At 70.4% G+C, this 26,258-nt stretch carries 25 protein-coding genes; 2 read left to right on the top strand and 23 right to left on the bottom strand.

The window, feature by feature from the left end; all coding sequences use genetic code 11:
- The 19 genes from miaA to hrcA form a co-directional block, all read right to left on the bottom strand.
- Complete coding sequence (gene miaA / locus ACFJGV_RS19040) at positions 1-939, bottom strand: tRNA (adenosine(37)-N6)-dimethylallyltransferase MiaA (protein ID WP_378145827.1); 939 nt, start codon at positions 937-939, stop codon at positions 1-3.
- Between the two features lie 2 nt (positions 940-941).
- A complete protein-coding gene (miaB, locus tag ACFJGV_RS19035; protein WP_378145825.1) occupies positions 942-2,561 on the bottom strand; it encodes a tRNA (N6-isopentenyl adenosine(37)-C2)-methylthiotransferase MiaB in 1,620 nt (539 codons plus the stop codon).
- A 29-nt stretch (positions 2,562-2,590) separates the two neighbouring features.
- Positions 2,591-3,178: a regulatory protein RecX gene (locus ACFJGV_RS19030; protein ID WP_378145824.1), complete on the bottom strand. Its 588-nt coding sequence runs from the start codon at positions 3,176-3,178 to the stop codon at positions 2,591-2,593.
- Positions 3,179-3,186: 8 nt separating this feature from the next.
- Positions 3,187-4,251: a recombinase RecA gene (recA, locus tag ACFJGV_RS19025; protein WP_378145823.1), complete on the bottom strand. Its 1,065-nt coding sequence runs from the start codon at positions 4,249-4,251 to the stop codon at positions 3,187-3,189.
- 305 nt (positions 4,252-4,556) lie between these two features.
- Positions 4,557-4,781, bottom strand: a complete 225-nt coding sequence (locus ACFJGV_RS19020) for a DUF3046 domain-containing protein (RefSeq protein WP_085019093.1) — start codon at positions 4,779-4,781, stop codon at positions 4,557-4,559.
- Between the two features lie 43 nt (positions 4,782-4,824).
- Positions 4,825-5,133, bottom strand: coding sequence for a helix-turn-helix domain-containing protein (locus ACFJGV_RS19015; RefSeq protein ID WP_085019092.1), 309 nt, complete (start codon positions 5,131-5,133; stop codon positions 4,825-4,827).
- Between the two features lie 154 nt (positions 5,134-5,287).
- Positions 5,288-5,770, bottom strand: a complete 483-nt coding sequence (locus ACFJGV_RS19010; protein ID WP_378145821.1) for a CinA family protein — start codon at positions 5,768-5,770, stop codon at positions 5,288-5,290.
- Positions 5,767-6,372, bottom strand: a complete 606-nt coding sequence (gene pgsA, locus ACFJGV_RS19005) for a CDP-diacylglycerol--glycerol-3-phosphate 3-phosphatidyltransferase (protein ID WP_378145819.1) — start codon at positions 6,370-6,372, stop codon at positions 5,767-5,769. The genes ACFJGV_RS19010 and pgsA overlap by 4 nt, the downstream gene beginning before the upstream one ends.
- Positions 6,373-6,374: 2 nt before the next feature.
- Positions 6,375-9,191, bottom strand: a complete 2,817-nt coding sequence (locus ACFJGV_RS19000) for a DNA translocase FtsK 4TM domain-containing protein (protein ID WP_378145817.1) — start codon at positions 9,189-9,191, stop codon at positions 6,375-6,377.
- Positions 9,192-9,290: 99 nt separating this feature from the next.
- Entirely contained in the window at positions 9,291-10,967 is a 1,677-nt protein-coding gene (locus ACFJGV_RS18995; protein WP_378145815.1) for a ribonuclease J, read from the bottom strand.
- A 43-nt stretch (positions 10,968-11,010) separates the two neighbouring features.
- Complete coding sequence (dapA, locus tag ACFJGV_RS18990) at positions 11,011-11,988, bottom strand: 4-hydroxy-tetrahydrodipicolinate synthase (protein ID WP_378145813.1); 978 nt, start codon at positions 11,986-11,988, stop codon at positions 11,011-11,013.
- A 27-nt stretch (positions 11,989-12,015) separates the two neighbouring features.
- Positions 12,016-12,900 (bottom strand): GTPase Era, encoded by an 885-nt coding sequence (era, locus tag ACFJGV_RS18985; protein ID WP_378145811.1) that lies wholly within the window; start codon positions 12,898-12,900, stop codon positions 12,016-12,018.
- Positions 12,897-14,213: a hemolysin family protein gene (locus ACFJGV_RS18980; protein WP_378145809.1), complete on the bottom strand. Its 1,317-nt coding sequence runs from the start codon at positions 14,211-14,213 to the stop codon at positions 12,897-12,899. The genes era and ACFJGV_RS18980 overlap by 4 nt, the downstream gene beginning before the upstream one ends.
- Complete coding sequence (gene ybeY, locus ACFJGV_RS18975; RefSeq protein WP_378145808.1) at positions 14,210-14,674, bottom strand: rRNA maturation RNase YbeY; 465 nt, start codon at positions 14,672-14,674, stop codon at positions 14,210-14,212. Before ybeY ends, ACFJGV_RS18980 begins: the two co-directional genes overlap by 4 nt.
- A 2-nt stretch (positions 14,675-14,676) precedes the next feature.
- Entirely contained in the window at positions 14,677-15,684 is a 1,008-nt protein-coding gene (locus ACFJGV_RS18970) for a PhoH family protein (RefSeq protein ID WP_378148791.1), read from the bottom strand.
- 58 nt (positions 15,685-15,742) lie between these two features.
- Positions 15,743-16,120 (bottom strand): histidine triad nucleotide-binding protein, encoded by a 378-nt coding sequence (locus ACFJGV_RS18965; RefSeq protein WP_378145807.1) that lies wholly within the window; start codon positions 16,118-16,120, stop codon positions 15,743-15,745.
- A gap of 88 nt (positions 16,121-16,208) precedes the next feature.
- On the bottom strand, positions 16,209-16,991 hold the full coding sequence (locus ACFJGV_RS18960) for a 16S rRNA (uracil(1498)-N(3))-methyltransferase (protein WP_378145805.1): 783 nt from the start codon (positions 16,989-16,991) through the stop codon (positions 16,209-16,211).
- A gap of 7 nt (positions 16,992-16,998) precedes the next feature.
- Complete coding sequence (gene dnaJ / locus ACFJGV_RS18955) at positions 16,999-18,105, bottom strand: molecular chaperone DnaJ (RefSeq protein ID WP_378145804.1); 1,107 nt, start codon at positions 18,103-18,105, stop codon at positions 16,999-17,001.
- A gap of 63 nt (positions 18,106-18,168) precedes the next feature.
- Entirely contained in the window at positions 18,169-19,182 is a 1,014-nt protein-coding gene (hrcA, locus tag ACFJGV_RS18950; RefSeq protein WP_378145802.1) for a heat-inducible transcriptional repressor HrcA, read from the bottom strand.
- Between the two features lie 204 nt (positions 19,183-19,386).
- Here hrcA and ACFJGV_RS18945 point away from each other — a divergent pair, with 204 nt between their 5' ends.
- A complete protein-coding gene (locus ACFJGV_RS18945) occupies positions 19,387-19,947 on the top strand; it encodes a DUF4870 domain-containing protein (protein WP_378145801.1) in 561 nt (186 codons plus the stop codon).
- Positions 19,948-20,025: 78 nt separating this feature from the next.
- Here ACFJGV_RS18945 and ACFJGV_RS18940 read toward each other — a convergent pair whose 3' ends face one another.
- From ACFJGV_RS18940 to lepA, 4 genes are all read right to left on the bottom strand, one after another.
- Positions 20,026-20,955, bottom strand: a complete 930-nt coding sequence (locus ACFJGV_RS18940) for a DUF559 domain-containing protein (RefSeq protein ID WP_378145799.1) — start codon at positions 20,953-20,955, stop codon at positions 20,026-20,028.
- 548 nt (positions 20,956-21,503) lie between these two features.
- Positions 21,504-22,724 (bottom strand): radical SAM family heme chaperone HemW, encoded by a 1,221-nt coding sequence (gene hemW / locus ACFJGV_RS18935; protein ID WP_378145797.1) that lies wholly within the window; start codon positions 22,722-22,724, stop codon positions 21,504-21,506.
- A 5-nt stretch (positions 22,725-22,729) separates the two neighbouring features.
- Positions 22,730-23,401 carry a DUF1990 family protein gene (locus tag ACFJGV_RS18930; RefSeq protein ID WP_378145796.1) on the bottom strand — a complete coding sequence of 224 codons (672 nt, stop codon included), beginning with the start codon at positions 23,399-23,401 and terminating at the stop codon, positions 22,730-22,732.
- The gene (gene lepA / locus ACFJGV_RS18925) at positions 23,398-25,248 is read right to left on the bottom strand and encodes a translation elongation factor 4 (RefSeq protein WP_378145794.1); all 1,851 of its coding nucleotides are present in this window, start codon (positions 25,246-25,248) and stop codon (positions 23,398-23,400) included. The genes ACFJGV_RS18930 and lepA overlap by 4 nt, the downstream gene beginning before the upstream one ends.
- A gap of 72 nt (positions 25,249-25,320) precedes the next feature.
- Here lepA and ACFJGV_RS18920 point away from each other — a divergent pair, with 72 nt between their 5' ends.
- Positions 25,321-26,199, top strand: coding sequence for an NAD-dependent epimerase/dehydratase family protein (locus ACFJGV_RS18920; RefSeq protein WP_378145793.1), 879 nt, complete (start codon positions 25,321-25,323; stop codon positions 26,197-26,199).
- Positions 26,200-26,258 lie beyond the last annotated feature (59 nt).

Below are 26,258 nucleotides of genomic sequence, written 5' to 3'. Positions count from 1 at the left end.
TCAGTCTACGACCGCCCGCACCACGCTCTGCACGACCTCGCGGGCCGCCTCGGGGTCGCGAGGGTCGAGGTCGACCACGTCGTCGTAACGGCGGAACCAGCTGACCTGACGGCGAGCGTAACGCCTGGTCAGCGCTTGGGTCGACGCGATCGCCTCGTCGCGGGCCAGCACCCCGTCGAGCTGATCGAGAGCCTGGGCGTACCCGATCGCCCTGGCGGCCGTCGAGCCCTCGCGGAGCCCCCGCTCCGCGAGCAGGGCGACCTCGTCGAGCAGGCCGGATGCCCACATCCGCTCGACACGACGATCGAGACGCTCGACGAGATCGGCTCGGTCGATGCCCAGCCGGATGACCGTGGACGGACGCCACGGGGTCGCCTCCCCGGGGAGGCGCCCCGACACCGGCTCACCGGTCACCGTGGCCACCTCCAAGGCCCGCACGAGCCGTCGGCCGTTGCGCGGGCCGATCGCCTCGGCGGCCGCTCTGTCGAGCGCCACGAGGTCGCGGTAGAGCGCGCCGGGGCCGCGCTGCTCGAGCTCGCCCTCGAGGCGCGCCCGCACGGCCTCGTCGCGCGCCGGGAACTCGAACGGGAACAGCACGCTGGAGACGTACAGGCCCGATCCGCCCACCAGGATGGGGACCGCGCCACGGGCCACCACGGCGTCGATGTCGGCACGCGCGTGGCGCTGGTACGCCGCCACCGATGCCTCGTCGACCACGTCGAGGACGTCGAGCTGGTGGTGCGGATAGCCCCGCCGTTCGTCGGGTGAGAGCTTCGCCGTCCCGACGTCCATGCCCCGGTACAGCTGCATGGCGTCGGCGTTGACGATCTCGGCCCGCCGCCCCGCTGCGGAGAGCGCGTCGGCGATCGCCAATGAGAGGTCGGACTTCCCCGTCCCCGTCGCTCCGACGACGGCGAGGACACGACCGTCGGCGGCCACGCTCAACCTCGACGCTCGGCGGCGGTGCGCAGGTCGTCGGTGGGGCTGTAGATCGGCGACGTGGCCACGCGCAGCGTGGGGAGGCCCAGCGACACCGGCCCCGCGGAACCGCCGGCCGCCGTCGCTCCATGCGCCGGCACCGCGCAGCTCTCGGCCTGCGCCCGGTCCCACGCATCGCCCGCCCGGGTCGCGCGCACGTCGAGGCGCTCGCCGTCGGGGCCGGCGATCAGGTAGAACGGCGTCGCGCGAAAGACCCGCACGGTGACGACGTCGCCCGGCCGCGGCCGCGCCGAGCCGGCGGGCACGTCGAAGTGCACGAGGCGTGAGTCGCGCGCCCGCCCGCTCATGCGGTGGGTCTCGTCGTCGCGGCGACCCTCGCCGTTCGCGACGAGCACCTCGACCTCACGCCCGATGAGCCGATCGTTCTCCTCCTGGCTGATGCGCTCCTGCAGGGCGATCAGGCGTTCGTAGCGCTCCTGCACCACCTCGCGAGGTACCTGGTCCCCGTACTCCGCCGCAGGGGTACCGGGTCTGATCGAGTACTGGAAGGTGAACGCCGAAGCGAAGCGGGCCTCCTCGACGACGCGGAGGGTGTCCTGGAAGTCCTCCTCCGTCTCGCCGGGGAAGCCGACGATGATGTCGGTGCTGATGGCCGCATCCGGGATGCGGTGACGCACCCGCTCGAGGATGCCCAGGAACCTCGCCGACCGGTACGACCGCCGCATCGCCCGGAGGATGCGGTCGGAGCCCGACTGCAGGGGCATGTGGAGCTGGGGCATGACCGATGGGGTCTCGGCCATGGCGTCGATCACGTCGTCGGTGAATGCGGCGGGATGCGGGCTGGTGAAGCGGATGCGCTCCAGGCCCTCGATCGCGCCCGCGGCGCGGAGGAGCTTGCCGAACGCGAGCCGGTCGCCGAACTCGACCCCGTAGGAGTTCACGTTCTGACCGAGGAGCGTGACCTCGATCGCGCCGTCGTCGACGAGGGACTGCACCTCGGCCAGCACGTCGCCAGGACGACGGTCCTTCTCCTTGCCGCGCAGCGACGGGACGATGCAGAACGTGCAGGTGTTGTTGCAGCCGACCGAGATCGACACCCAGCCGCTGTACGTGGAGTCGCGCTTGGTCGGCAGCGTCGAGGGGAAGACCTCGAGAGACTCGAGGATCTCGAGCTCGGCGGCGTCGTTGTGCCGTGCCCGCTCGAGCAGCGCGGGCAGGGAACCCATGTTGTGGGTGCCGAAGACGACGTCGACCCACGGCGCCTTCTCGAGGATGACGCCCTTGTCCTTCTGCGCGAGGCAGCCGCCGACGGCGATCTGCATTCCCTCGTGACCGCGCTTCACCGCGGCGAGGTGTCCGAGGTTGCCGTAGAGCTTGTTGTCGGCGTTCTCGCGGACCGCGCAGGTGTTGATGACCACGACGTCGGGCTCGACCCCCTCGGCCCGCACGTAGCCGGCGGCCTCCAAGGAGCCGCTCAGCCGCTCGGAGTCGTGGACGTTCATCTGACAGCCGTAGGTGCGCACCTCGTAGGTGCGGGCGCGCCCCTCGTGGTCGAGGGCGGCCGACGAGGGCGAGATCGCGGTCGCTCCGGCGGCCGTTCGGGGATCGCTGAGAATGGTCATGAGGCGACCAGTCTACGAACTCGAGCCCGTCAGACGAACCGCGGTCCGCGGCGCTCGCTCCGGGTCGCCATCGCGACGCGCGTGGCCTCGCGCACGACCGGCGACGGGTAGCCGCGGCGTGCGAGGAACCCCATGAGCCGGCGCTCGGCGGTGTCGTCGTCGTAGGAGGAGAGCTGCCCCACCCGCTTCAGCGCCGCTGCCTCGGCGAGCTCGCGCTCCTCCTCGTCGTCGACCACCGACAGGGCATCGGTGATGCACTCCTGGGGGATGCGGCGAGCCGACAGCTCGCGGGAGATGACCGCTCGGCTCTTGTTGCTGCGCGACCTCAACCTCTCGACCAGGACCTCGGCCAGCATGCGGTCGTCGACGTAGCCGAGCTCGCGATACCGGGCCACGATCACCTCGGCCTCGTCGGCCTCGGCCCCCTGCGCGATGAGCAGGTCGACCGTCTCGGCCGCCGAGAGCTGACGCCGACCCAGCGCGCGGATCACCGTGTCGCTCACCCTCGCGAGGCGCTCCTCGTCGGTCTCGGGTGTCTCGACGGGATCGGCCTCGACGCCGTGAGCGGCGGCGGTGCGCTCACGGCGCACGGCGTCGAGGCTGATGATGTCGTTCATCGTGCTGGTCAGGCGCCCTTCTTCGAGGCCATCTTGGCCTGCAGCGACTCGACGGGCGCCGGAGCCTCCGCCTTCGCGGCGCCGATGCCGAGCTTGGCGAGGATCTTGGTCTCGATCTCAGCGGCGATGTCGGTGTTCTCGAGCAGGAACCGACGGGCGTTCTCCTTGCCCTGGCCCAGCTGGTCGCCGTCGTAGGTGTACCAGGCTCCGGACTTGCGCACGATCTCGTGCTCGACGCCGAAGTCGATCAGGCTGCCCTCGCGCGAGATGCCGACGCCGTACAGGATGTCGAACTCCGCCTGCTTGAAGGGCGGCGCCATCTTGTTCTTCACGACCTTGACGCGCGTGCGGTTGCCGACCGCCTCGGTGCCCTCCTTGAGGGTCTCGATGCGGCGGATGTCGAGGCGGACCGACGCGTAGAACTTCAGCGCCTTGCCGCCCGCGGTGGTCTCGGGGCTGCCGAAGAACACACCGACCTTCTCGCGGAGCTGGTTGATGAAGATCATCGTGGTGTTGGTCTGGTTGAGCGCACCGGTCAGCTTGCGGAGCGCCTGCGACATCAGTCGCGCCTGGAGGCCGACGTGGGCGTCGCCCATCTCGCCCTCGATCTCGGCGCGGGGCACGAGAGCGGCGACCGAGTCGATCACGATGAGATCGATCGAGCCGGAACGGACGAGCATGTCGGCGATCTCGAGCGCCTGCTCCCCCGTGTCGGGCTGCGACACCAGGAGCGAGTCGATGTCGACGCCGAGCTTCTGCGCATAGTCGGGGTCGAGGGCGTGCTCGGCGTCGATGAACGCGGCGATGCCGCCGGCGCGCTGAGCGTTGGCGATGGCGTGCAGCGTCAGCGTGGTCTTTCCCGAGGACTCCGGGCCGTAGATCTCGACGATGCGGCCGCGGGGGATGCCGCCGATGCCGAGGGCGACGTCGAGGGCGATGGAACCCGTGGGCACGACCTCGACCGGCGCGCGCTCGTCGCTGCCGAGGCGCATCACCGAGCCCTTGCCGAACTGACGGTCGATCTGAGCGAGGGCGGTCTCGAGTGCCTTCTCGCGGTTGGCTTCGGTGGGCATGTCTGCTCCTTCTGCTGGTGCGGCCCGCGCCGCGGTGGTGTGCCCATAGGCTGTCGTTTCCCGCTCGAACCACGAGACGGGCGACAGGGCGTCACGGGAGTGTCGAACACCTCACACGCTACGGATGGCCACCGACATCGTCGCTGTCCGGCCGCAATCTGTGCAGAACGTGTTCGATTCTCTCGCTGTGCAGGAGCCTACGCGAGTTCGAAACTGTCTTCGACTGCGACACGCCGCGATCCGGACATGGCGAGAGCCCCGGTGCTCTCGCATCCGGGGCTCTCGTGGTGTCTTCTGGCGCCTGCTCAGCGCTTGGGCTCGGGCCGACCCGCTCCGTGCCAGTGCGACCGCGGGACATCGGCCGCCTTGCACAGCGCCAACCACACCTCTCGCGGTGTGCGCCCGGCTCGAAGGGCCTCCTCGGCCGTGCGCTCGCCTAGGTCGGAGATGACGAGGTCGTTGGTGACGACCGCGCCGTACCCACGCCCGAACTCGTCGTCGACGGCACGGCGGAACTCACTCAGCCGCATGGGCGTCTCTCCTGACCGCGGCTGACAGCCGTGGCGTCAACCGTCACCGAGCAACGAGATCGGCGTCGAAATCCGCCACGAAGTCGTCGGGCACGGTGTCGGGGATGGGCTCGAGGCCCTCCAGCACCGCGAGACGCTCGCCGACCTCTCGCATGATCACGGAGATCGGGGTGTCGAGCGCATCGGCGACCGAGGCGAGGATCTCGCTCGACGCCTCCTTCTGACCGCGCTCGACCTCGCTGAGGTAACCGAGCGCGACGCTGGCCTTGCTCGCCACCTGGCGGAGCGTACGGCCCTTCTGCAGGCGGAAGTCCCGAAGCACGTCGCCGATTTCCTGACGAACTAGAATCACTGGACCCTCCTCGCGTGTCACGTCACCGTCTCTGAAGTGGTGCTGAACCTCTCCGAGGAGTGATTCGTAGCAGAAACTCTAGACGACGGGCACTGATGTTTTGTTGTGAACGACATCACCTGTAACCAGATCGACACAGCGCGCATTCCCGCCCTCACGCGGTGAGCAGCTCTTCGAGCAGGGCGAGGGCGCGCTCGGTGGTCTGGCGCCTCACCGATTCGCGGTCGCCGTCGAAGCGCGCGGCCACCGCGCGGACGTCGGAGCCGATGGCGACGCCGATGAACACGGTGCCCGGGGGCTGACCGTCCTGCGGATCGGGCCCGGCCGCACCGGTGGTCGCCAGACCGATCGCCGCGGCCTCCCCTCCGATCTGCAGCGCCTCGCGCACGCCGCTCGCCATCTGCATGGCGACGTCGGGGTGCACCGCGCCGTGGGCGGCCAGCGTCTCGGCCGCGACACCGAGCAGCGAGTGCTTCACCGGCGTCGCGTAGGCCACGACTCCGCCGCGGAACACGGCGGAGGCCCCCGGCACGGAGACGATCTCGGCGGCGAGCATCCCGCCCGTCAGCGACTCGGCGACCGCGAGGCTCGTGTGCGAGGCGGTGAGCATCGCGACGAGGCGCGCTGCGGTGCTCATCGCTGCGCGGGGCGGCGGTTGAGCCGCTGGTCCTGCACGATGTAGTCGATCCCCGTCACGACCGTGAGCGCGAGGGCGATCGCCATCAGGACCCAGTTGACCCAGTACATCCAGTCGCCCAAGAGGTTCGGCAGCGGCACGAGCGCGAACGAGATGGCGAAGGACTGGAACAGGGTCTTCAGCTTGCCGCCGCGCGACGCCGGCACGACACGGTCGCTCAGCACCAGGAAGCGCCAGACGGTGATCCCGATCTCGCGGACGAGGATCACGATCGTGACCCACCACCACAGCTCACCCAGGATCGACAGCCCCACGAGGGCCGCGCCGGTGAGCACCTTGTCGGCGATCGGGTCGAGCAGCTTGCCCAGGTCGGTGACCAGGTCGTACTTGCGGGCGATGTGGCCGTCGATGCCGTCGGTCGCGATCGCCACGATGAAGAGCGCGGCCGCCGCCCAGCGGAGCGGGCCATCCTGCCCGTTGTCGACGAGCAGCATGACCAGGAAGACCGGCGCGAGCAGGATGCGCACGATCGTGATCACGTTGGGCACGTTGAGGTTGCTGGGCTTCGACGCCGGGGTCAGGGGCCCTCCCGCGTTGGTCACGTCTACTCCCTGCCGGTCAGCTGCCAGGCGTCCTCGTCGGACACCTCCTCCTCAGGGTATAGCCCGGCATCGAACCCCGACACCGGGTCGCGACCGTCGGAACCGCTCGCGGCACCTCCGCCGTGCCCTGTCGAGGCCGCCGGAGTGGGCGAGCCGCCTCCGCGCAGCATCGCGAGCACCTCGGGGAGCTGCTCGGGGGTGACCAGCACGTCGCGGGCCTTCGAACCCTCTGAGGGGCCGACGATCTCGCGGGACTCGAGGAGGTCCATCAGGCGGCCCGCCTTGGCGAAGCCGACCTTGAGCTTGCGCTGCAGCATCGACGTCGACCCGAACTGGCTGTTGACGATGAGCTCGGCCGCCTGCAGCAGGAGGTCGAGGTCGTCACCGATGTCGGAGTCGATCTGCTTCTTCTCCGCCACCGCCGTGACGTCGTCGCGGTACTCGGGCCGGGCCTGGCGGGTGACGTGCTGCACCACGCCGGCGATCTCGCTCTCGGTGACCCAGGCGCCCTGCACGCGGATGGGCTTCGAGGCCCCCATGGGAAGGAACAGTCCGTCGCCCTGACCGATCAGCTTGTCGGCCCCCGGCTGGTCGAGGATGACGCGGGAGTCGGTGACGCTCGTCACGGCGAAGGCGAGACGGGACGGGACGTTGGCCTTGATGAGGCCCGTCACGACGTCGACGCTCGGCCGCTGGGTGGCGAGCACGAGGTGGATGCCAGAAGCGCGCGCGAGCTGGGTGATGCGGACGATCGAGTCCTCGACGTCGCGCGGGGCGACCATCATGAGGTCGGCGAGCTCGTCGACCACCACGAGCAGGTACGGGTAGGGCTTCAGCACCCGCTGGCTGGCCGGCGGCAGCGTGATCTCATCGTTGATGACGGCGCGATTGAAGTCGTCGATGTGCCGGAAGCCGAAGCTCTCGAGATCGTCGTACCGCATGTCCATCTCCTTCACCACCCAGGAGAGGGCCTCTGCGGCCTTCTTCGGGTTGGTGATGATGGGCGTGATGAGGTGCGGGACGCCCTGGTACGCGGTGAGCTCGACGCGCTTGGGGTCGATGAGCACCATGCGCACCTCGCTCGGCTTGGCGCGCATGAGCAGCGACGTGACCATCGAGTTGATGAAGCTCGACTTTCCGGATCCGGTGGAGCCGGCCACCAGGAGGTGAGGCATCTTGGCGAGGTTCGCGAGCACGAACTTGCCCTCGACGTCCTTGCCGACGCCGATGGTCATCGGGTGCGGGTCGTTCATCGCCTTGGCCGAGCGGAGGACGTCGCCGAGCACGACGGTCTCGCGGTCGGTGTTCGGGATCTCGACGCCGATGGCGCTCTTGCCGGGGATGGGCGAGAGGATGCGGACCTCGTTCGACGCGACCGCGTACGAGAGGTTCTTCGACAGAGCCGTGACACGCTCGACCTTGACGCCCGGGCCGAGCTCGATCTCGTAGCGCGTGACGGTCGGACCACGGGAGAACCCCGTGACGGTGGCGTCGACCGAGAACTGCTGCAGCACGTCGGTGATGGCCCGGACCACGTCGTCGTTGACCGCCGAGCGCGCCTTCGACGGCGCACCGGCCTCGAGCGCGGTCACGCTGGGCAGGCGGTAGTCGGCGGCCGAGGTGTCGGGGGCGGGCGAGAGCTCGCCCGTCGTCGCGAGCGACTCGGGGAGCTCGACCGGGATGGTGGCGCCCGAGAACGCGGGCAGCGCATCGGACCCGGAGTCGTCGAGGAGGCTCGTCGCCGACGGCCTGCCGGGGAGGATCTCGCCGGTGACGCGCTTGATCGCCTGCTCGGCGGCCGCCATGTCGCCGAAGACGACGTCGTCGAAGCTGCCCTGCCCGAACGACTCGGTGGCGAGCTCGGCGGCGGAGTCGTAGGGCTCTTCGGCGGCCGGGGTCCTGTCCTCGATCGTGGGGCGGATGAGCGGCGTGTCGAACGCGGGATCCTCTTCGCGACCGCTGGAGTTGCGACGCCACCACGGGAGCTCGGCGTCGGCCGCGTCGTCGCCCTCGTCGTCGGTCGCGCCGCGCTTGCCCCGCTTGGACTTGCGGGCGGCAGACGCCTCATCGACCGCGGGCTCCTCCTCGGCGGTGGCGCCGAAGAGGTAGGCGTACAGCTCGCGGAGGCGGCGCCCGACGCGGTTCGGCGGGGTCTTGGTGAGGATGAACAGCGACAGCAGCAGGAGCGCCCCGAGGAGCACGGTCGCGCCGATGGGCGTGATCACGGCCGCGAGCGGCGCCCCGACGAGCCACCCGATGACGCCTCCGGCGACGGCGAGGCCCTCGATGCCGGCCGCGGGGTCGGGACGGCCGCCCCAGATGTGGCAGATGCCCGACGTCGTCACGATCAGGAGGCCCAGGCCGATGCCGATCCGGCCGTTGTCGTTCACGGAGGCGGGATGGCGGAAGAGCCAGAACGCGACCAGCAGCAGCACCACCGGCAGGGCGTAGGAGACGCGGCCGAACAGCCCGCCGAACGACCAGGCGTTCAGCACCGCGGCGACCGCGTTCGAGGCGAGGAACCACTCGACCACCGCGCCGATCACGGCGAGCAGCACGAACAGGAAGGGGAGGCCGTCGCGGCGCTCCTCCTTCTCGAGCTTCTCGGGGCCGAAGGCCCGAGCCGCACCGCCGACCAGATGCGCGAGGCCGATCCAGCCGGAGACCAGCGGGTTCGGCCGGGCCTCCGCCGCCGGGAACTTCAGGGTCTTCTGGGCGGTCGTGGTGCGCTTCGGTGAGGACGCGCGAGTGCTCGCGGCTGTGCCTCCGCGCGTCGAGCCGGCGCGGGAGCGCGTGGTCGACTTGCTGCTCGTGGCCATGGTCTCACGCTACCCGGGAGGGGTCGCGAAGCCCGGTCATGGCGGCCGGGTGTCGAGACCCGGCCGGCATGATCGGCCTGTGCAGGAGGGAGAGGCGGGTCAGGCCTCGATGACCAGCGGCACGATCATCGGACGACGGCGCAGCTTGGTGTTGACCCAGCGGCCGATCGTGCGACGCACGACCTGCTGGAGGGCGTAGGTGTCGCGCGTGCCGTTCTCGACGGCCTCCGAGAGCGCCGCCGCGATCTTCGGCTTGACGCCGTCGAAGACCGACTCGTCCTCGGCGAAGCCCTTGGCGTGGATCTCGGGACCCACGATGACACGACCGGTCTGCGCCTCGACCACGACGATGATGGAGATGAACCCCTCCTCGCCGAGTATCCGCCGGTCCTTGAGGTCGGCATCCGTGATCTCGCCCACACTCGAGCCGTCGACGTACACGAAGCCGAGGTCGTACTGACCGACGACCTTCGCCACGCCGTCGCGGAGATCGACCACGGTGCCGTCGTCGCCGAGGATCGTGTGCGACTCCGGGACACCGGTCGCGACCGCCAGGGCGGCGTTCGCGAAGAGGTGCCGGTACTCGCCGTGCACGGGCATGACGTTCTTCGGCTTCAGGATGTTGTAGCAGTAGAGCAGCTCGCCCGCGGCGGCGTGGCCCGAGACGTGGACCTTCGCGTTGCCCTTGTGCACCACCGTCGCTCCGAGCTTCGTCAGCCCGTTGATGACGCGGTAGACCGCGTTCTCGTTGCCCGGGATGAGGCTCGAGGCCAGGATGACGGTGTCGCCCTCCCCCACCTCGATCTGGTGCTCCAGGTTGGCCATGCGACTGAGCACCGCCATCGGCTCGCCCTGCGATCCGGTCGACATGTAGACGATCCGGTCGTCGGGCACGTCGCCGGCCTTCTTGAAGTCGATGAGCACACCCTCGGGCACCTTGAGGTAGCCCAGGTCTGCGGCGATCGTCATGTTGCGCACCATCGAGCGTCCGAGGAGCGCGACGCGGCGGCCATGGGCGTGGGCGGCGTCGAGCACCTGCTGGACGCGGTGGACGTGGCTGGAGAAGCTCGCCACGATCACGCGGCGGGGCGCCCGCTCGATGATCGACTCGAGCACCGGGCCGATGTCCTTCTCGAGCGGCGTGAAGCCGGGCACGTCGGCGTTGGTCGAGTCGACCAGGAACAGGTCGACCCCCTCCTCGCCGAGACGGGCGAAGGAGCGCAGGTCGGTCAGCCGGCCGTCGAGCGGCAGCTGGTCCATCTTGAAGTCGCCCGTGTGCAGCACGACGCCCGCAGGCGTCTTGATCGCGACGGCCAGTGCATCCGGGATCGAGTGGTTGACCGCCACGAACTCGCACTCGAACGGGCCGAGCTGCTCGGTCTGGCCCTCGCGCACGTCGAGGGTGTACGGCGTGATGCGGTGCTCCTTGAGCTTCGCCTCGGTGAGGGCGAGCGTGAGCGGGGAGCCGATGATCGGGATGTCCTCGCGCAGCTTGAGCAGGTACGGGACGGCGCCGATGTGGTCCTCGTGGCCGTGCGTGAGCACGATGCCCACCACGTCGTCGAGGCGATCGCGCACCACGCTGAAGTCGGGCAGGATCAGGTCGACCCCGGGCTGGTTCTCCTCGGGGAACAGCACGCCGCAGTCGACGATGAGCAGCTTGCCCTCGTACTCGAACACGGTCATGTTGCGGCCGATCTCTCCGAGACCGCCCACGGGGACGATGCGGAGGGTGCCCGGCTGGAGCGCGGGGGGATCGACGATGGTGCTCTTCATGGGCCTCCTAGGGCGTTCGAGCGATGGATGCGGACGGCACGCCTCAGCGGGTGGTGCCGGCCACCTTGGGCAGCGCGCCACCGGCGGCTGCATTGCGATCGGGGCGGAACCTCGACAGGTCGAGGCCGGGGATGGAGCGGACGAGGTCGATCTCGTTCTCGATGTCGGCGGCCTCCCACTCCTCGGGGCCGACGAGCGGCAGCCTCACGCGGGGGCTGGCGATGCGGCCGAGGCCGTGCAGCACATACTTGGCCGCGACGGTGCCGGGGACGTGCGTCATCACGGCGCGCACGAGCGGCTCGAGCGCCTGGTGCATGGCGGTGGCCGCGGGCAGGTCGCCGCGGTTGACGGCGTCGATGATGGTGCGGTACGCGCCGGGGACGATGTTGGCGGTGACGCCGATGAGCCCGGCCGCGCCGATCGACAGGTGCGGCAGGACGTTCGCGTCGTCGCCCGAGAAGTACATCAGGTCGGTCTGGTTCATCACGCGGCTGACCTCGCTGAAGTCGCCCTTGGCATCCTTCACGGCGAGGATGTTGGGGTGCTTCGCCAGGCGCAGCAGGGTCTCGTAGCGGATGGGCACACCGGTGCGGCCGGGGATGTCGTAGAGGATCACCGGCAGGTCGGTGGCGTCGGCGATCATGCGGAAGTGCGTGAGGATGCCGGCCTGCGTGGGCTTGTTGTAGTACGGCGTGACCACGAGGTTGCCGTCGGCGCCCGCCTTCTCGCTCTGCTGGGCGAGCTGCATGGCGTGCGCGGTCTCGTTCGAGCCGCCACCCGTGATGATCTTCGCCCGGCCCGATGAGACCGACTTCGTGACCTCGACGAGCTTCAGCTTCTCGGGGTCGGTGAGCGTCGACGTCTCGCCGGTCGTCCCCGAGACGACGATGCCGTCGGCGCCGTTCGAGATGAGGTCGTCGGTGAGCCTCTCGACCCCCGGCCAGTCGACCTCGCCGTCGGCGGTGAAGGGCGTGACCATGGCGACGAGCACCTGGCCGAACGGATTCTCCTGTGCAGACACGTCTATCAGGCTATCGGTTCGCAGCCGTCAGAACCCCAGCCGGCCGAGCTGCTTGGGATCTCTCTGCCAGTCCTTCGCGACCTTCACGCGGATGTCGAGGTACACCTGCGAGCCGACGAGCTGTTCGATCTCGGCCCGCGCGCGCTTGCCCACTGCGGAGAGCCGGGATCCGCCCGGGCCGATGATGATGCCCTTCTGACTGTCGCGCTCGACGAAGAGGTTCGCGAAGATCTCGAGCAGGTCTCGGTCGTCGCGCTTCCGCATGTCGTCGATCGTGACCGCGATGGAATGGGGCAGCTCGTCGCGCACGCCCTCGAGCGCCGCCTCGCGGATGAGCTCGGCGATCCGCTCCTCCTCCGACTCGTCGGTCACGGTGTCGTCCGGATACAGCGCCTGCTCCGACTCCGGCATGAGACTGGTGAGCTCGTCGACCAGGATGTCGAGCTGGAAGCGGTCGACGGCCGAGACGGGGACCACCGCATCCCAGTCGCGCAGCTGCGAGACGGCCAGCAGCTGCTCGCCGACGGCCTGCTTGGAGGCGTCGTCGACCTTCGTCACGATGGCGACCTTCTTGGCGCGCGGGAAGGAGTCGAGCTGCTGGTTGATGAAGCGGTCGCCCGGTCCGATCTTCTCGTCGGCCGGCACGCAGAAGCCGACCACGTCGACATCACCCAGCGTCGACTCGACGAGGGCGTTGAGGCGCTCGCCGAGCAGGGTGCGCGGCCGGTGCATCCCCGGCGTGTCGACGATGACCAGCTGCCCCGATCCGGTGTTGACGATGCCGCGGATCGCCCGCCGCGTCGTCTGCGGCTTGGCGCTGGTGATCGCGATCTTCTCGCCCACCAGCGCGTTGGTCAGCGTCGACTTGCCCACGTTGGGTCGTCCGACGAACGAGACGAATCCGCTCCTCACGCCGCACCCTCCTTCTGCTCGATCCGGTCGTTCGATCTGGTCCTGCTCGTGCCCTGCTCGCCCTGCCGGCGGGCCACGACGGTGACGAGCTGCTTGCGGCGCCCCTCCACCCGATCGGCGGTGAGCACGAGGCCGGCGACCTCGACGGTCGATCCCGTCACCGGGAGCCTGCCGAGCAGCTTCGCCACGAGGCCGCCGACGGTGTCGACGTCGTCGTCGTCGAGCTCGAGGCCGAAGAGCTCGCCGAGCTCGTCGACGGGGAGCCGCGCACTCACCCGGAAGGCGCCGTCGCCGAGGTCGGTCACGTCGTCGGTGTCGTGATCGTACTCGTCGGAGATGTCGCCCACGAGCTCCTCGATGAGATCCTCCAGGGTCACGAGACCGGCGATGCCGCCGTACTCGTCGACCACCATCGCGAGGTGGTTCGACTGCGCCTGCATCTGGCGGAGCGTGTCGTCGACCTTCTTCGACTCGGGGACGAAGACCGCAGGGCGCATGAACGCCTCGACCAGGGCCGAGTCGATCGACTCGGGTCGCTCGTAGCTGAGCCGCGCGGTATCGCGCAGATAGAGCACGCCCACCACGTCGTCGGAGTCGTCGCCCACCACGACGGGCATGCGCGAGACGCCCCGGCTGAGGAACAGCCCGAGCGCGTGCCCCACCGTCTCGGTGCTGCCCACGGTGACCATGTCGGTGCGCGGGATCATCACCTCGCGCACGACCGTGTCGTTGAACTCGATGATCGAGTGGATGAGCTCGCGGTCCTCCTCCTCGAGCACCGCGAGCTCGGTGGCCTCGTCGACCATGCTGAGCAGCTGCTCCTCCGAAGCGAACGTGCCCGAACCGGGTCGACCCGGTGTGACACGATCGCCGATCGCGACCAGCGCGTGTGCGACCGGGCCGAGGATCAGCCGGACGACGTGCACGGGCAGCGCCGCCCAGCGGAGCACCTCACGCGGCCGCACCCGGCCCACGCTGCGCGGGCTCGATCCCACCAGCACGAACGAGACCGCCGTCATGATGAGCGCGGAGAGCAGCAGCGCGAGCCACAGCACGTCGATGCCGAACGACAGCGCGATCGTCACGAACACGGCCGCGGTCATCTCCGACACGACGCGAGCGAAGTTCACGGCGTTGAGGTGCGCATCGGTCTGCTCGGCGATCGCCCGCAGCGAGCGCTTCGGACGTGTGGTGGCCGCGAGGTCGAGGATGTCGGCGCGCGAGAGGGAGAGGATGGCCGCGTCGGCCGCCGCGAGCAGACCGCCGAAGGCGGCCAGGAGCAGTGCGACGAGGAGGAACGCGACGATCGTCATCGTCGACGGCGCTCCACCATGGCGAAGCCGACCAGGATGTCGCGCTGGATGCCGAACATCTCGCGCTCCTCATCCGGCTCGGCGTGGTCGAAGCCCAGCAGGTGCAGGATGCCGTGCGTGGTGAGGAGCAGCAGCTCCTCGAGCGTGGAGTGCCCCGCGGACTCGGCCTGCACCTCGGCCACCTGCGGGCAGAGCACGATGTCGCCGAGGAGCCCGGGCGGCGTGGGCGACTCCTCGGTGCCGGGGCGCAGCTCGTCCATGGGGAAGCTCAGCACGTCGGTGGGGCCGGGCTCGTCCATCCACTGCACGTGCAGCTGCTCCATGGCGCCCTCGTCGACCAGCACGATGGCGAGGTCGGCGTCGGCGTGCACGTGCATCTGCTCGAGCGCGAAGGCGGCCAGGCGCAGGATCGCGGTCTCGTCGACCTCGACCTGCGACTCGTTGTTGATCTCGATCGTCATCTCTACCGCCTGCTCGCCCTGTAGCGCCGATCGCGCTCGCTGACCTGACCCCCGCCGGCCCCGCGGGCGGCGTCGTCGCGCTGCCGCTTGGCCATCTGCTCCTGGTCGTACTTCGTGTACGCATCGACGATGCGCCCCACCAGGGTATGACGGACCACGTCGTCGCTCGTGAGCGTGGCGAAGTGGATGTCGTCGACCCGGTCGAGGATGCGCGACACGACCTGCAGGCCGCTGATGCCCATCGGGAGGTCGACCTGCGTGATGTCGCCCGTGACCACCATCTTGGAGTTGAAGCCCAGACGGGTGAGGAACATCTTCATCTGCTCCGGCGTGGTGTTCTGCGCCTCGTCGAGCACGATGAAGGAGTCGTTGAGCGTGCGACCGCGCATGTACGCCAGCGGCGCCACCTCGATGGTGCCCGCCGCGAGCAGCTTGGGGACGATCTCCGGATCCATCATCTCGTTGAGCGCGTCGTACAGCGGCCGCAGGTACGGGTCGATCTTGTCGGTGAGGGTGCCGGGCAGGTAGCCCAGGCGCTCCCCCGCCTCCACCGCGGGGCGCGTGAGGATGATGCGATTGACCTCCTTGCGCTGGAGGGCCTGCACCGCCTTCGCCATCGCGAGGTAGGTCTTGCCCGTTCCGGCGGGGCCGATGCCGAACACGATGGTGCTGTGGTCGATCGCGTCGACGTACTGCTTCTGGCCCATCGTCTTGGGTCGGATGCTCTTGCCCCGGGCCGTGAGGATGGCCTGGCTCAGCAGTTCGGCCGGGCCCACGCCTCCACGATCGCGCTCGAGGATGCGCGCGGAGCTCGACACCTCGATCGGGGTCAGCTCCTGGCCGTTGCGGACCATCTGGAGCAGCTCCTCGACGAGACGCTGAGCATCGGCCACCTGATCGGGCTCACCGCTGATGGTGATGTCGTTGCCCCTGACGTGCACCTCGACGAGCGGATACTGCCGCTCGAGCGTGGTGAGCAGGCGGTCCTGCGGGCCGAGCAGACGCACCATCTCGATGCCGTCCACGTGCAGGCGCGCCTCTGTGCGCGCCTGGCTGGCTGCGGTGTCGTCAGCCGGTCGTTCCAAGTGAATCCTCCTTCACGCCGCCTGCCAGCACATGAGCGTGCACGTGGAAGACGGTCTGCCCCGCGTCGGGGCCGGTGTTGAACACGAGACGGAAGTCGCCGTCGGCGAGGTCTCGTGCGATCTTCTGGGCGAACGCGACCATCTCGGCGAGGAGGGCCGGATCTCCGGCCGCCAGCTCGGCGACGTCGCGGTACTGCTCGGTCTTCGGGACGACGAGCACGTGCACCGGCGCCTGCGGCGCGATGTCGTGGAATGCGATGAGGTGCTCGTCCTCGGCGACGACCGACGCGGGGATCTCACGGCGGATGATGCGCGTGAAGATCGAGGGCTCTGCCTGGTCGTGGATGGTGGCGTCGGTCATGGGTCCATCCTAGGTTTCACCGCCGACGAGCGGACGGGCCGAACGGATCCCGCACGGGCGTGATCGCTGCGGGCGCAATGCGGCCGGGTCACCAGCGCCCGAGCGCGACCGCGAGCGCCGCGATCGCGGCCGGGCCTGCGGTGGAGGTGCGGAGCACCTCGGGGCCGAGTCGGACGAGCGTCGCGCCGGCTGTCTGCAGGCGTTCGAGCTCGCCGGGCGAGATGCCGCCCTCCGGGCCGACGACGAGGACGACCTCGACGGTGCTGGTGCTGTCACCGCCGGTGCTCGTGCTGTCATCGCCGCCCGGGGGCTCGGGCCGCCACCCGGCCAGCCGCTCGGAGGCGGTGGGCTCGAGCACGAGCATCCGGCTGCGCCCGGCGAGACCGACCAGGTCGGCGGTCGACAGGAGCGACCCCACCTCGGGGACCCACGGCCGGATCGCCTGCTTCGCGGCCTCGCGCACTATCGAGCGCCAGCGCTCCTCGCCCTTCGCCACCTTGGGGCCCGACCACCTCGAGACCGAGCGCTCGGCCTGCCACGGCACCACCGCATCCGCCCCCAGCTCGGTGGCGGCCTGGATGGCGAGCTCGTCGCGGTCGCCCTTCGCGAGCGCCTGCACGAGCGTGAGACGCACAGCGGGCTGGTCGGTGTGCCGCACGTCGTCGACGGCGACCACCACCCGCTTGGGTTCGACGGCGGTCACCGTGCCGGAGACGACGAGACCGCGGCCGTCGCCGACGCTCGTCGACTCGCCCACGCGCATCCGGTTGACCGTCGCCGCGTGGCGCGCCTCGTCGCCGACGAGCTCGACCTCGTCGCCGACCGCGTGCGGCAGGTCGGCGAGGTCGTCGCGGAGGAACAACGAGCTCATGTGGGGATCAGCCCAGGAAGCGGTCGCGGAGCTTGGAGAACAGACCCTGCTGGAAGTGCCCCAGCGTGGGCTTCTGACCCTTGTGCGACGCGGCGAGCTGGCGGATGAGCTCCTTCTGCTTGCCGTCGAGCTTCGTGGGCGTGAGCACGTGCACACCCACCCTGAGGTCGCCGCGGCCCGAGCCGCGCAGGTGCGTGATGCCGCGGCCCTTCACGGTGAGCACGTCGCCGCTCTGCACGCCGGGGCGCACCTCGAGCTCGATGTCGCCGTCGAGGGCCTGCACGGTCGTGGTCGTGCCGAGCACCGCATCCCACATCTGCACCTCGAGGGTGCAGAGCAGGTCGTCGTCGGCGCGGCTGAAGACGTCGTGGTGGCGCACCTTGATCTCGAGGTACACGTCGCCCTGCGGGCCGCCGGCGGGGCCGACCTCGCCCTGGCCGGGCAGCTGCAGGCGCAGGCCCGACTCGACGCCCGCGGGGATGTCGACGGGGATGGTGCGACGGGCACGGACGCGGCCCTGGCCCTGGCAGGTGTTGCAGGGATAGGGGATGACGGTGCCGTAGCCGCGGCAGGTGCCGCAGGGGGCGCTCGTCACGACGTTGCCGAGCAGCGAGCGCACGGTGCGCTGGATCTGGCCCGAGCCGCGGCAGACGTCGCACGTCACCGGCTGGGTGCCCGGCTGGCAGCAGCTGCCCTGACAGGTCTCGCAGAGCACCGCGGTGTCGACCTCGATGTCGCGATGGGTGCCGAACACCACCTCACCGAGGTCGACCTCGATGCGCAGCAGTGCATCCTGACCTCGCTCGGCACGCGACCGCGGGCCGCGCTGGGCGCCGGTCGCGCCGCCGAAGAAGGTCTCGAAGATGTCGCCGAACCCGCCGAATCCGCCACCGCCCTGGCCGAACCCGGGCTGCGGGCCACGGTCGTAGTCGCGGCGGGCGCCAGGATCGCTCAGCACGTCGTAGGCGTGCGTGACCTGCTTGAACTTCTCCTGCGCCTCGGGGCTCGGGTTGACGTCGGGGTGCAGCTCGCGGGCGAGCTTGCGGTAGGCCTTCTTGATCTCGTCGGGCGTCGCCTCGCGCGAGACGCCGAGGACGTCGTAGTGGTCAGCCACCAGGGGCTACTCCTTCGTGTGGATCGGATCCGGACGGCGCAGGTCGCAGGACGGCACGCGCCGTCACGCCTCGCCGAGGAGACGGGTGAGGTACCGGGCGACGGCGCGCACGGCGGAGATGTTGCTCGAGTAGTCCATGCGCAGGGGGCCGAGCACGCCGAGGCGCGACACCGCCGCACCGGTGCCGCTGTAGCCGCTGGCGAGCACGGAGGTCTCGCCGAGGCCGAACGACTCGTTCTCGCGCCCGATGCTCACCGAGACGCCGCGCTGGTCGGCCTCCATCTCGCTGAACAGGCGCAGGAGCGTGACCTGCTCCTCGACCGCCTCGAGCACGGGCAGGATGCTGCCACGGAAGTCCTCCTCGGTGCGCACCAGGTTGGCGGCGCCGGCGATGATGAGCTTCTCCTGGCGATTCGCGGCGAACTGCTCCTGCAGGGTGGCGAGGATGCTCGACTCGACGCCGTCGCGCGCGTCGGCGGCCAGCACGTCGAGGGCGGCGGCCGCGTCGAGGAGGCCGCGGTCGACGACGACGTTGTTCACCACGGCACGGAAGTCGGCGAGGGTGCTCGCGTCGACGTCGGCGGGCGTCTCGATGACACGCTGCTCGACCTGGCCGGAGTCGAAGATGGCGACCGACATCAGCCGACGGGGCGCCAGCGAGACCAGCTCGACATGACGGACCCGCGCCTGGTGCCTGGACGGGTACTGCACGAGCGCCACCTGGTGCGTGAGCTGCGAGAGGAGCCGGACCGTGCGGGCGAGCACGTCGTCGAGGTCGGCGGAGGCCCCGAGGAACGCCTCGATGGCGTGCCGCTGCGCCGACGAGAGCGGACGGAGCTCGGAGAGGTGGTCGACGAAGAGGCGATACCCCTTGTCGGTGGGCACCCGCCCGGACGACGTGTGGGGAGCCGCGATGAGCTCCTCCTCCTCCAGCTGCGCCATGTCGTTGCGGATGGTCGCGGCCGACACGCCGAAGGAGTGGCGCTCGACGATCGTCTTGGAGCCCACCGGCTCGCGGTTGGCCACGTAGTCCTGCACGATGACCCGGAGGACCTCGAGGCTGCGTTCGGACACCATGCCGGACCTCCTCTCGCCACCTGCGCCGCGGGCCTCCCGACCGGCGCTGCGATCCTGGCACTCGGACCGCTGGACTGCCAATCCTATCGCGCCCAGCCTGACGTCGTCCCCCGACATCCTGAGCAACGGTCATTGCCGCGAGGCCGGTGTGCCGCTATCTTGGCACCCGACAGAGGCATGTGTCTCCAAGCGAAAGGCCCAGACGTGACCGACCCCAACAACCCCTACGACCCCAACGCCGGTCAGCCCACGCCTCCCCCGCAGGGCGGATACCCGCAGCAGCCGCCGCAGCAGCCCGGCTACCAGCAGCCTCAGCAGCCGGGGTACCAGCAGCCCGGGTACCAGCAGCCGCAGCAGCCCGGCTATCAGCAGCCGCAGCAGCCCGGGTACCAGCAGCCCTACGGCGCGCCCACCGCGGCGCCGCTCAGCCCCGCCGAGGACAAGCAGTGGGCGTTCCTCGCGCAGCTCGGCGGCATCCTCGGATTCATCCCGCCGCTCATCATCTGGCTGATCTTCAAGGACCGCGGCCCCCTCACCAACCAGGAGGGCAAGGAGTCGCTGAACTTCCAGATCACGGTCGCGATCTTCGCCGTCGGCCTCTACATCCTCGGCACGATCCTGTCCGTCATCGTCATCGGCTTCCTCTTCCTCATCCTCGCCTGGGCCGTGCAGATCGTGGGCCTCATCTTCGCGATCATCGCGGGCGTGAAGGTGAACCAGGGCGGCACCTACCGCTACTTCTTCAACTTCCGCTTCATCAAGTAGTTCTTTCGCCGAACAGCGAGAAGGCGCCCCTCCGGAGCATCCGGGAGGGCGCCTTCTCGCTGTTCGGCGTCACGGTGATCACGCCCCCGTGCGGGTGTGGAGCGCAGCGCGCACTCGCGCGACGAAGGGTCCCAGATGTGCGAGGTCTCCCTTGCGGGCGCGGAGCACGAGGTGCCCCTCCGCTTGGAACCGCTCGAGGCGGACGGCATCGCGGTCGTACTGGCCGTCGTCCGTGCGATGCTGCTCGCCGTCGTACTCCACGATCACCCGCTCCGCCCGGTAGAGCATGTCCGTGCGCCCGACCAACGTGCCGCGCTGGTCGACGATGTCGGGGTTCAGCTCGGGCTCGGGGAGCCCGGCCTGTACCAGGGCGACGCGCACCAGACTCTCGGGGCGCGACTCCGCCCCCGAGCGGACGAGCGCAGCCGCCTGCCGCGCGCGGCGGCATCCGCGACCGTCGGCGCTCGCAGCGCGCTCCCGCAGCTCGTCCAGTCCGACGAGGGGCCGCGGGTCGTCGGCCGCGGGGTACCGCGGCGCGTGGGCGAGGTGGTCGCCGACGGCGACCAGATCCTCGAGGCGGAGCGTGCTGGCGAGCTGCAGGAACACGGTCGCCGGATCGGCCAGGCGCAGGCCGTAGCGCTCGCGGACGGACCCCTCTCCGAGCGTGATGCTGTGCCCGATCACCCGTCGACCCGTGGGCGCGCGAGCGGGAGCGCGGGTCGAGACATGCAGGGCGTCGAGCTGCGCCGACCGCAGCGGGAGCGGGCAGTGCCACAGCAGGGCCGCGGTCGCGTGGGTGAAGAAGGCGTCCGCGCGCATGATGGCGGCGTACGCGCGGCAGAGCGTGAGGAGGTCCTCCTCGTCGGCGCGTGCCGTGCGCACTCCGCGGAACGGCCGTGCCAGATCGGCGCCGCGCATCCGCTTGTCGCTCAGCCCGGCGAGACGCCCGTCACCGACGGCGAAGGGGGCGCGGCGGAGGGGTCCGGGCAGTGGTGTCCGTGGTCGCATCCGGACATCATGGCGGCCCGGACGCTCGCCCGCTCGTGCCCTCCACAGCCGCCGCGCGTTCTCCACAAGCCCGCGTCCGGGGCTCGCCCACGCCCGCTCCCGCCGAGTCGCGCGATCCCGCCCATCTCCGGGCACGGGAAAGGGCGGAAGGTCGCCGGTCGACGCATGGGCCGGAGCCGCGGGTGGCGAGTTGCGGGAAGCGGCCCCTTCCGGACGCTCGGAAGGGCGGAAAGTCGCCGTTCGGCGCATCGGCCGGAGCGACGGGCTGCGAGTTGCGCGAAGGTGCTCTTATCCGCGAGCGGGGCAGGGCGGGAGGTCGCCGTCGGCGCACGGGCCTGAGCCGCGGGCGGCGAGTTGCGGGAAGACGCCCCCTCCGGGCGCGGGAAAGGGCGGGAAGTCGCCGTTCGGCCCGCGGGGTGGGTGTCCCGCGGCGGCGAAGGGCGAGAAGAGGCCCTTCCCGGGCGTCTGAAAGGGCGGTCAGGCGCCAGTCGACGGATGCGCGCAGACGGCCTGGGCGCGCGAGCGCGAGGAACGCGCCGCGGGCGGGGTCAGGTGAGGCGGCGGACGACGGCGTCGGCGAGGAGGCGGCCGCGGCGGGTGAGGGTGAGGGTGCCGGCGAACGCGGCGGCGGGGTCGATGAGGCCGTCGGCGATGAGGCCCGCCACCTCGCGGCGCGCGGGGTCGGCCAGCGACGGGAGCGCGATCCCCTCACGGACGCGCGTGAGCAGCAGGACGCGTTCGAGCTCGGCGGACGCGGGGCCTATGCTCTCGCGGCCCGCGGCGGGCGAAACCCCCTCCGCGATGCGGGAGGCGTACGCCGACGGGTGCTTCACGTTCCACCAGCGCGTCGCGCCGACGTGGCTGTGCGCACCCGGGCCGACGCCCCACCAGTCGTGCCCGAGCCAGTAGCCGAGGTTGTGCCGCGAGCGCGTCTCGGGCGAGCGCGACCAGTTGCTCACCTCGTACCACTCGTACCCGTGGGAGCCGAAGGCATCGTCGGCGAGCTCGTACATGTCGGCCTGGAGGTCGTCGTCGGGCTCGGGGACCGCGCCGGTGCGGATCTGCCGCGCGAGACGTGTGCCCTGTTCGACGATGAGCGCGTACGCCGAGACATGATCGGGCCCGTTCTCGAGGACCGCCTCGACCGAGCGGCGCCAGTCGTCGAGGGTCTCCCCCGGCGCCCCGTAGATGAGGTCGAGCGAGACCTGCAGCCCCGCCGTGCGTGCCCAGCGCACCACGTGCGGGATGCGCTCCGGATCGTGGGTGCGTTCAAGCGTCGCGAGCACCGAGGGCACCGCCGACTGCATCCCGAAGCTCACCCGGGTGAAGCCGCCCGCCGCCAGCTCGGCGAGGTAGCGCTCATCGACCGAGTCGGGGTTCGCCTCCGTGGTGACCTCGGCGCCCTCCGCGACGCCGGTGACGTCGCGAGCACTGGCGAGCATCCGCACCAGGTCGGAGGCCGGCAGCATCGTCGGGGTGCCGCCGCCGAAGAACACCGTCGAGAACGGCCGCGGCGCGATCCCCGAGCCATCGAGCACCCCGGCGGCGAGGCGCAGCTCGGCGGACGCCTGCGACGCGTAGTCGGACGGCCGCGCTCCCTTGAGCTCGCCGGACGTGTACGTGTTGAAGTCGCAGTAGCCGCAGCGCACCCGGCAGAACGGCACGTGCACGTAGAGGCCGAGGTCGCGCGAGGCCGAGAGCTCGGCGTCGGCGAGGGGCAGGAGTCCGTCGGGCGGCGCCGGATCTCCGAGGGGAAGAGCGCCAGCCACGACCGTCAGGCTCCGCTGGCGGGCGAGAGCGCTCGGAGGTAGCGGCGCGTGATGCCGGCCTGCATGAAGCGCACGAGCGGGGCTGCGAGCCGGTAGTACCAGGTCGAGGGGCGCGAGAAGGCACGCACGACCAGCCAGACCGAGTCGTCCTGGTAGTGCTCGACCACGAACGACTCCTCGCCGCTCGCCGGATGCCCGGGCAGCGTGCCGTAGGCGAAGCCGACACGGCCGGGCTCGGCCACCTCGTAGACGACGCGGACCGGTGCCACGAAGGAGCGCCCGAACGCGCGGATCGTGAGGTCGGCAGTGGCGCCGGCGGCGACCTGCGGGGTGCCGTCGGCCTCGTACGTCTGCTCCGGATGCGCGACGCGCGTCCCGACCGCGGCGCCCGCCTCGTCGTACAGCAGGCCCGCGTAGTCGGTGTCGCTCGGTGCGGGGAGCTGGATGTTGCGGACCTCCATGCCGGCACCGCGCTGCACACCCCAGGCGAGCAGCTTCGCCGACGCCGCGGCGAAGCGCGCGTCGCCGCTGCCGAGCCGCACCCGGCGCTCGATCGGCCGGTAACCGGTGGGCGGATACGCGAGGAGGTCGGCGGCCTTGGTCGCGCCGACAGCGGCGTACGTCAGCGGCACGCCCGCCGAGGTGCGCCGCACCGGCCGCGCCGTCTCGGCGCTCACTTCTTGTCCTTCTTCTCGACATCGCCGGAGAGCGCGGCGATGAACGCCTCCTGGGGGACCTCGACGCGGCCCACCATCTTCATGCGCTTCTTGCCCTCCTTCTGCTTCTCGAGGAGCTTGCGCTTGCGGGAGATGTCGCCGCCGTAGCACTTCGCCAGGACGTCCTTGCGCATGGCGCGGATGGACTCGCGGGCGATGATCCGGGCGCCGATGGCCGCCTGGATGGGCACCTCGAACTGCTGCCGAGGGATCAGCTCGCGAAGTCGGCCGGTCATCAGCACGCCGTACGCGTAGGCCTTCTCGCGGTGCACGATCGCGCTGAACGCGTCGACACGGTCGCCCTGCAGGAGGATGTCGACCTTCACGAGGTCGGCCTCCTGCTCACCGGCGGGCTCGTAGTCGAGCGAGGCGTAGCCGGCCGTCTTCGACTTGAGCTGGTCGAAGAAGTCGAAGACGATCTCGCCGAGCGGCATCGTGTACTTGATCTCGACACGGTCCTCGCCGAGGTAGTCCATGCCCTGCAGGGTGCCGCGGCGACTCTGGCAGAGCTCCATGATCACGCCGACGTAGTCCTTCGGCGCGAGGATCGCGGCGTTCACGACCGGCTCGGACACGCTCGCGATCTTCCCCGCGGGGAACTCGCTCGGGTTGGTGACCTCGATCTCCTTCTTGTCCTCCGTCACCACGTGGTAGATCACGCTGGGGGCAGTGGCGATGAGGTCGAGGCCGAACTCGCGCTCGAGGCGCTCGCTGATGATCTCGAGGTGCAGGAGGCCGAGGAAGCCGCAGCGGAAGCCGAAGCCCAGCGCGACCGAGGTCTCGGGCTCGTAGGCGAGCGCCGCATCCGACAGCTTGAGCTTGTCGAGCGCCTCGCGCAGCAGCGGGTAGTCGCTGCCGTCGATCGGGTAGAGACCGGAGAACACCATCGGCAGCGGCTCGGTGTAGCCGGGCAGCGCCTGGGTGGCCGGCTTCGCCGCGGTCGTGACGGTGTCGCCGACCTTCGACTGGCGGACGTCCTTCACGCCGGTGATGAGGTAGCCCACCTCGCCGACGCCCAGGCCCTTGCTGGGCGTGGGCTCGGGGCTCGAGACGCCGATCTCGAGGATCTCGTGGGTCGCCTTCGTCGACATCATCTGGATGCGCTCACGCGGCTTCAGCTCGCCGTCGATCATGCGGACGTAGGTGATGACGCCGCGGTAGGCGTCGTAGACGGAGTCGAAGATCATGGCGCGGGCCGCCGCATCCGCATCGCCCTTCGGGGCGGGGATGAGGTCGACGACGCGGTCGAGGAGGTCCTCGACGCCCATGCCGGTCTTGCCCGAGACGCGCAGCACGTCGGCGGGATCGCCGCCGATGAGGTTCGCCAGCTCGGCGGCGTACTTGTCGGGCTCGGCCGCGGGCAGGTCGATCTTGTTGAGCACCGGGATGATCTGGAGGTCGTTCTCGAGCGCCAGGTACAGGTTCGCGAGCGTCTGCGCCTCGATGCCCTGCGCGGCGTCGACCAGGAGGATCGCGCCCTCGCACGCGGCGAGCGAGCGGCTGACCTCATAGGTGAAGTCGACGTGGCCCGGCGTGTCGATCATGTTGAGCGCGAAGGTCTCGCCGCTCACCGACCACGGCATGCGCACGGCCTGGCTCTTGATGGTGATGCCGCGCTCGCGCTCGATGTCCATGCGGTCGAGGTACTGGGCGCGCATGTCGCGATCGGACACCACGCCCGTGATCTGCAGCATGCGGTCGGCGAGGGTGGACTTCCCGTGGTCGATGTGCGCGATGATGCAGAAGTTGCGGATCTGCGCGGGGTTCGTCGACGCGGGCTCGAGCGGCTTCAGCGCTGTAGGGCTCACGCTTTCCTTACTGGTCGGGAAGGATTCCCTCTGGTCGGGAAGGATTTCCGGGGACGACCTATTGTGCCATGTATGGCCATCCTCCTCACCGGCGCGACCGGATACATCGGTTCCCATGTCCTCCAGGCCCTGCGCGCGCAGGGCCGCGACGTCGTCGCTCTGGTGCGCGACGAGTCGAAGGCGCGGACGGTCGAGGCGACCGGCGCGACCGCCGTCGTCGGCACCATCGGCGACCGCGGGCTCGTGGAGCAGCTCGCCACCGACAGCGACGGTGTGATCCAGCTCGCCGCTCCCGGCGACGGATCCGACGCCGAGGTCACCGAGACGTTCGTCGACGCGGTCCTCGCCGGCCTCGAGGGCAGCGACAAGCCGTTCGTCCACACGTCGGGCATCTGGGTCTACGGCTCGAACGCCGACATCTCCGAGACGTCGCCGCTCGATCCGCCCGCGCTCACCGCGTGGCGCGTCCCGCTCGACGAGCGTGTGCAGAACGCGGAGGGCGTGAAGACGACCGTCATCGCCCCCGGCATCGTCTACGGACACGGCGGCGGCATCCCCGCGATGGTGGCCGGCGCCGCGCAGGTCGATGGCGCGCTCCAGCTCATCGGATCCGGCGACCAGCACTGGACCACCGTCTTCGTCGACGACCTCGCCGAGCTCTACGTGCTGGCCTTCGACCTCGCCGACGGCGGCTCGCGCTACATCGGCGCGAACGGCGACAACCCCACCGTGCGCGAGCTCGGTGTGGCCGCCGCCACCGCGGCCGGCCTCGAGGGGCGGGTGGCCCCGACGACGGTCGATGAGGTGCACGCGACGCTGGGCGTGCCCTTCGGCGATGCCCTGCTTCTCGATCAGCAGGCGCGCGGCACCGCGGCGCGGATCGACCTCGGCTGGGAGCCCAACGGCCCCACCCTCGTCGACGAGCTGCGCAGCGGCTCCTACGCCGGCTGACGCCTTCTCACAGGGCGACGCCGCTGTGACCTCGGGGCCACGCCGCCCGTCACGGGGCC

It is taken from the genome of Cnuibacter sp. UC19_7, from assembly GCF_042699995.1.
Lineage (GTDB): Bacteria > Actinomycetota > Actinomycetes > Actinomycetales > Microbacteriaceae > Cnuibacter.
Note: the sequence above shows the minus strand (reverse complement) of the source record. Positions and strands in the feature narration are given on the sequence as shown.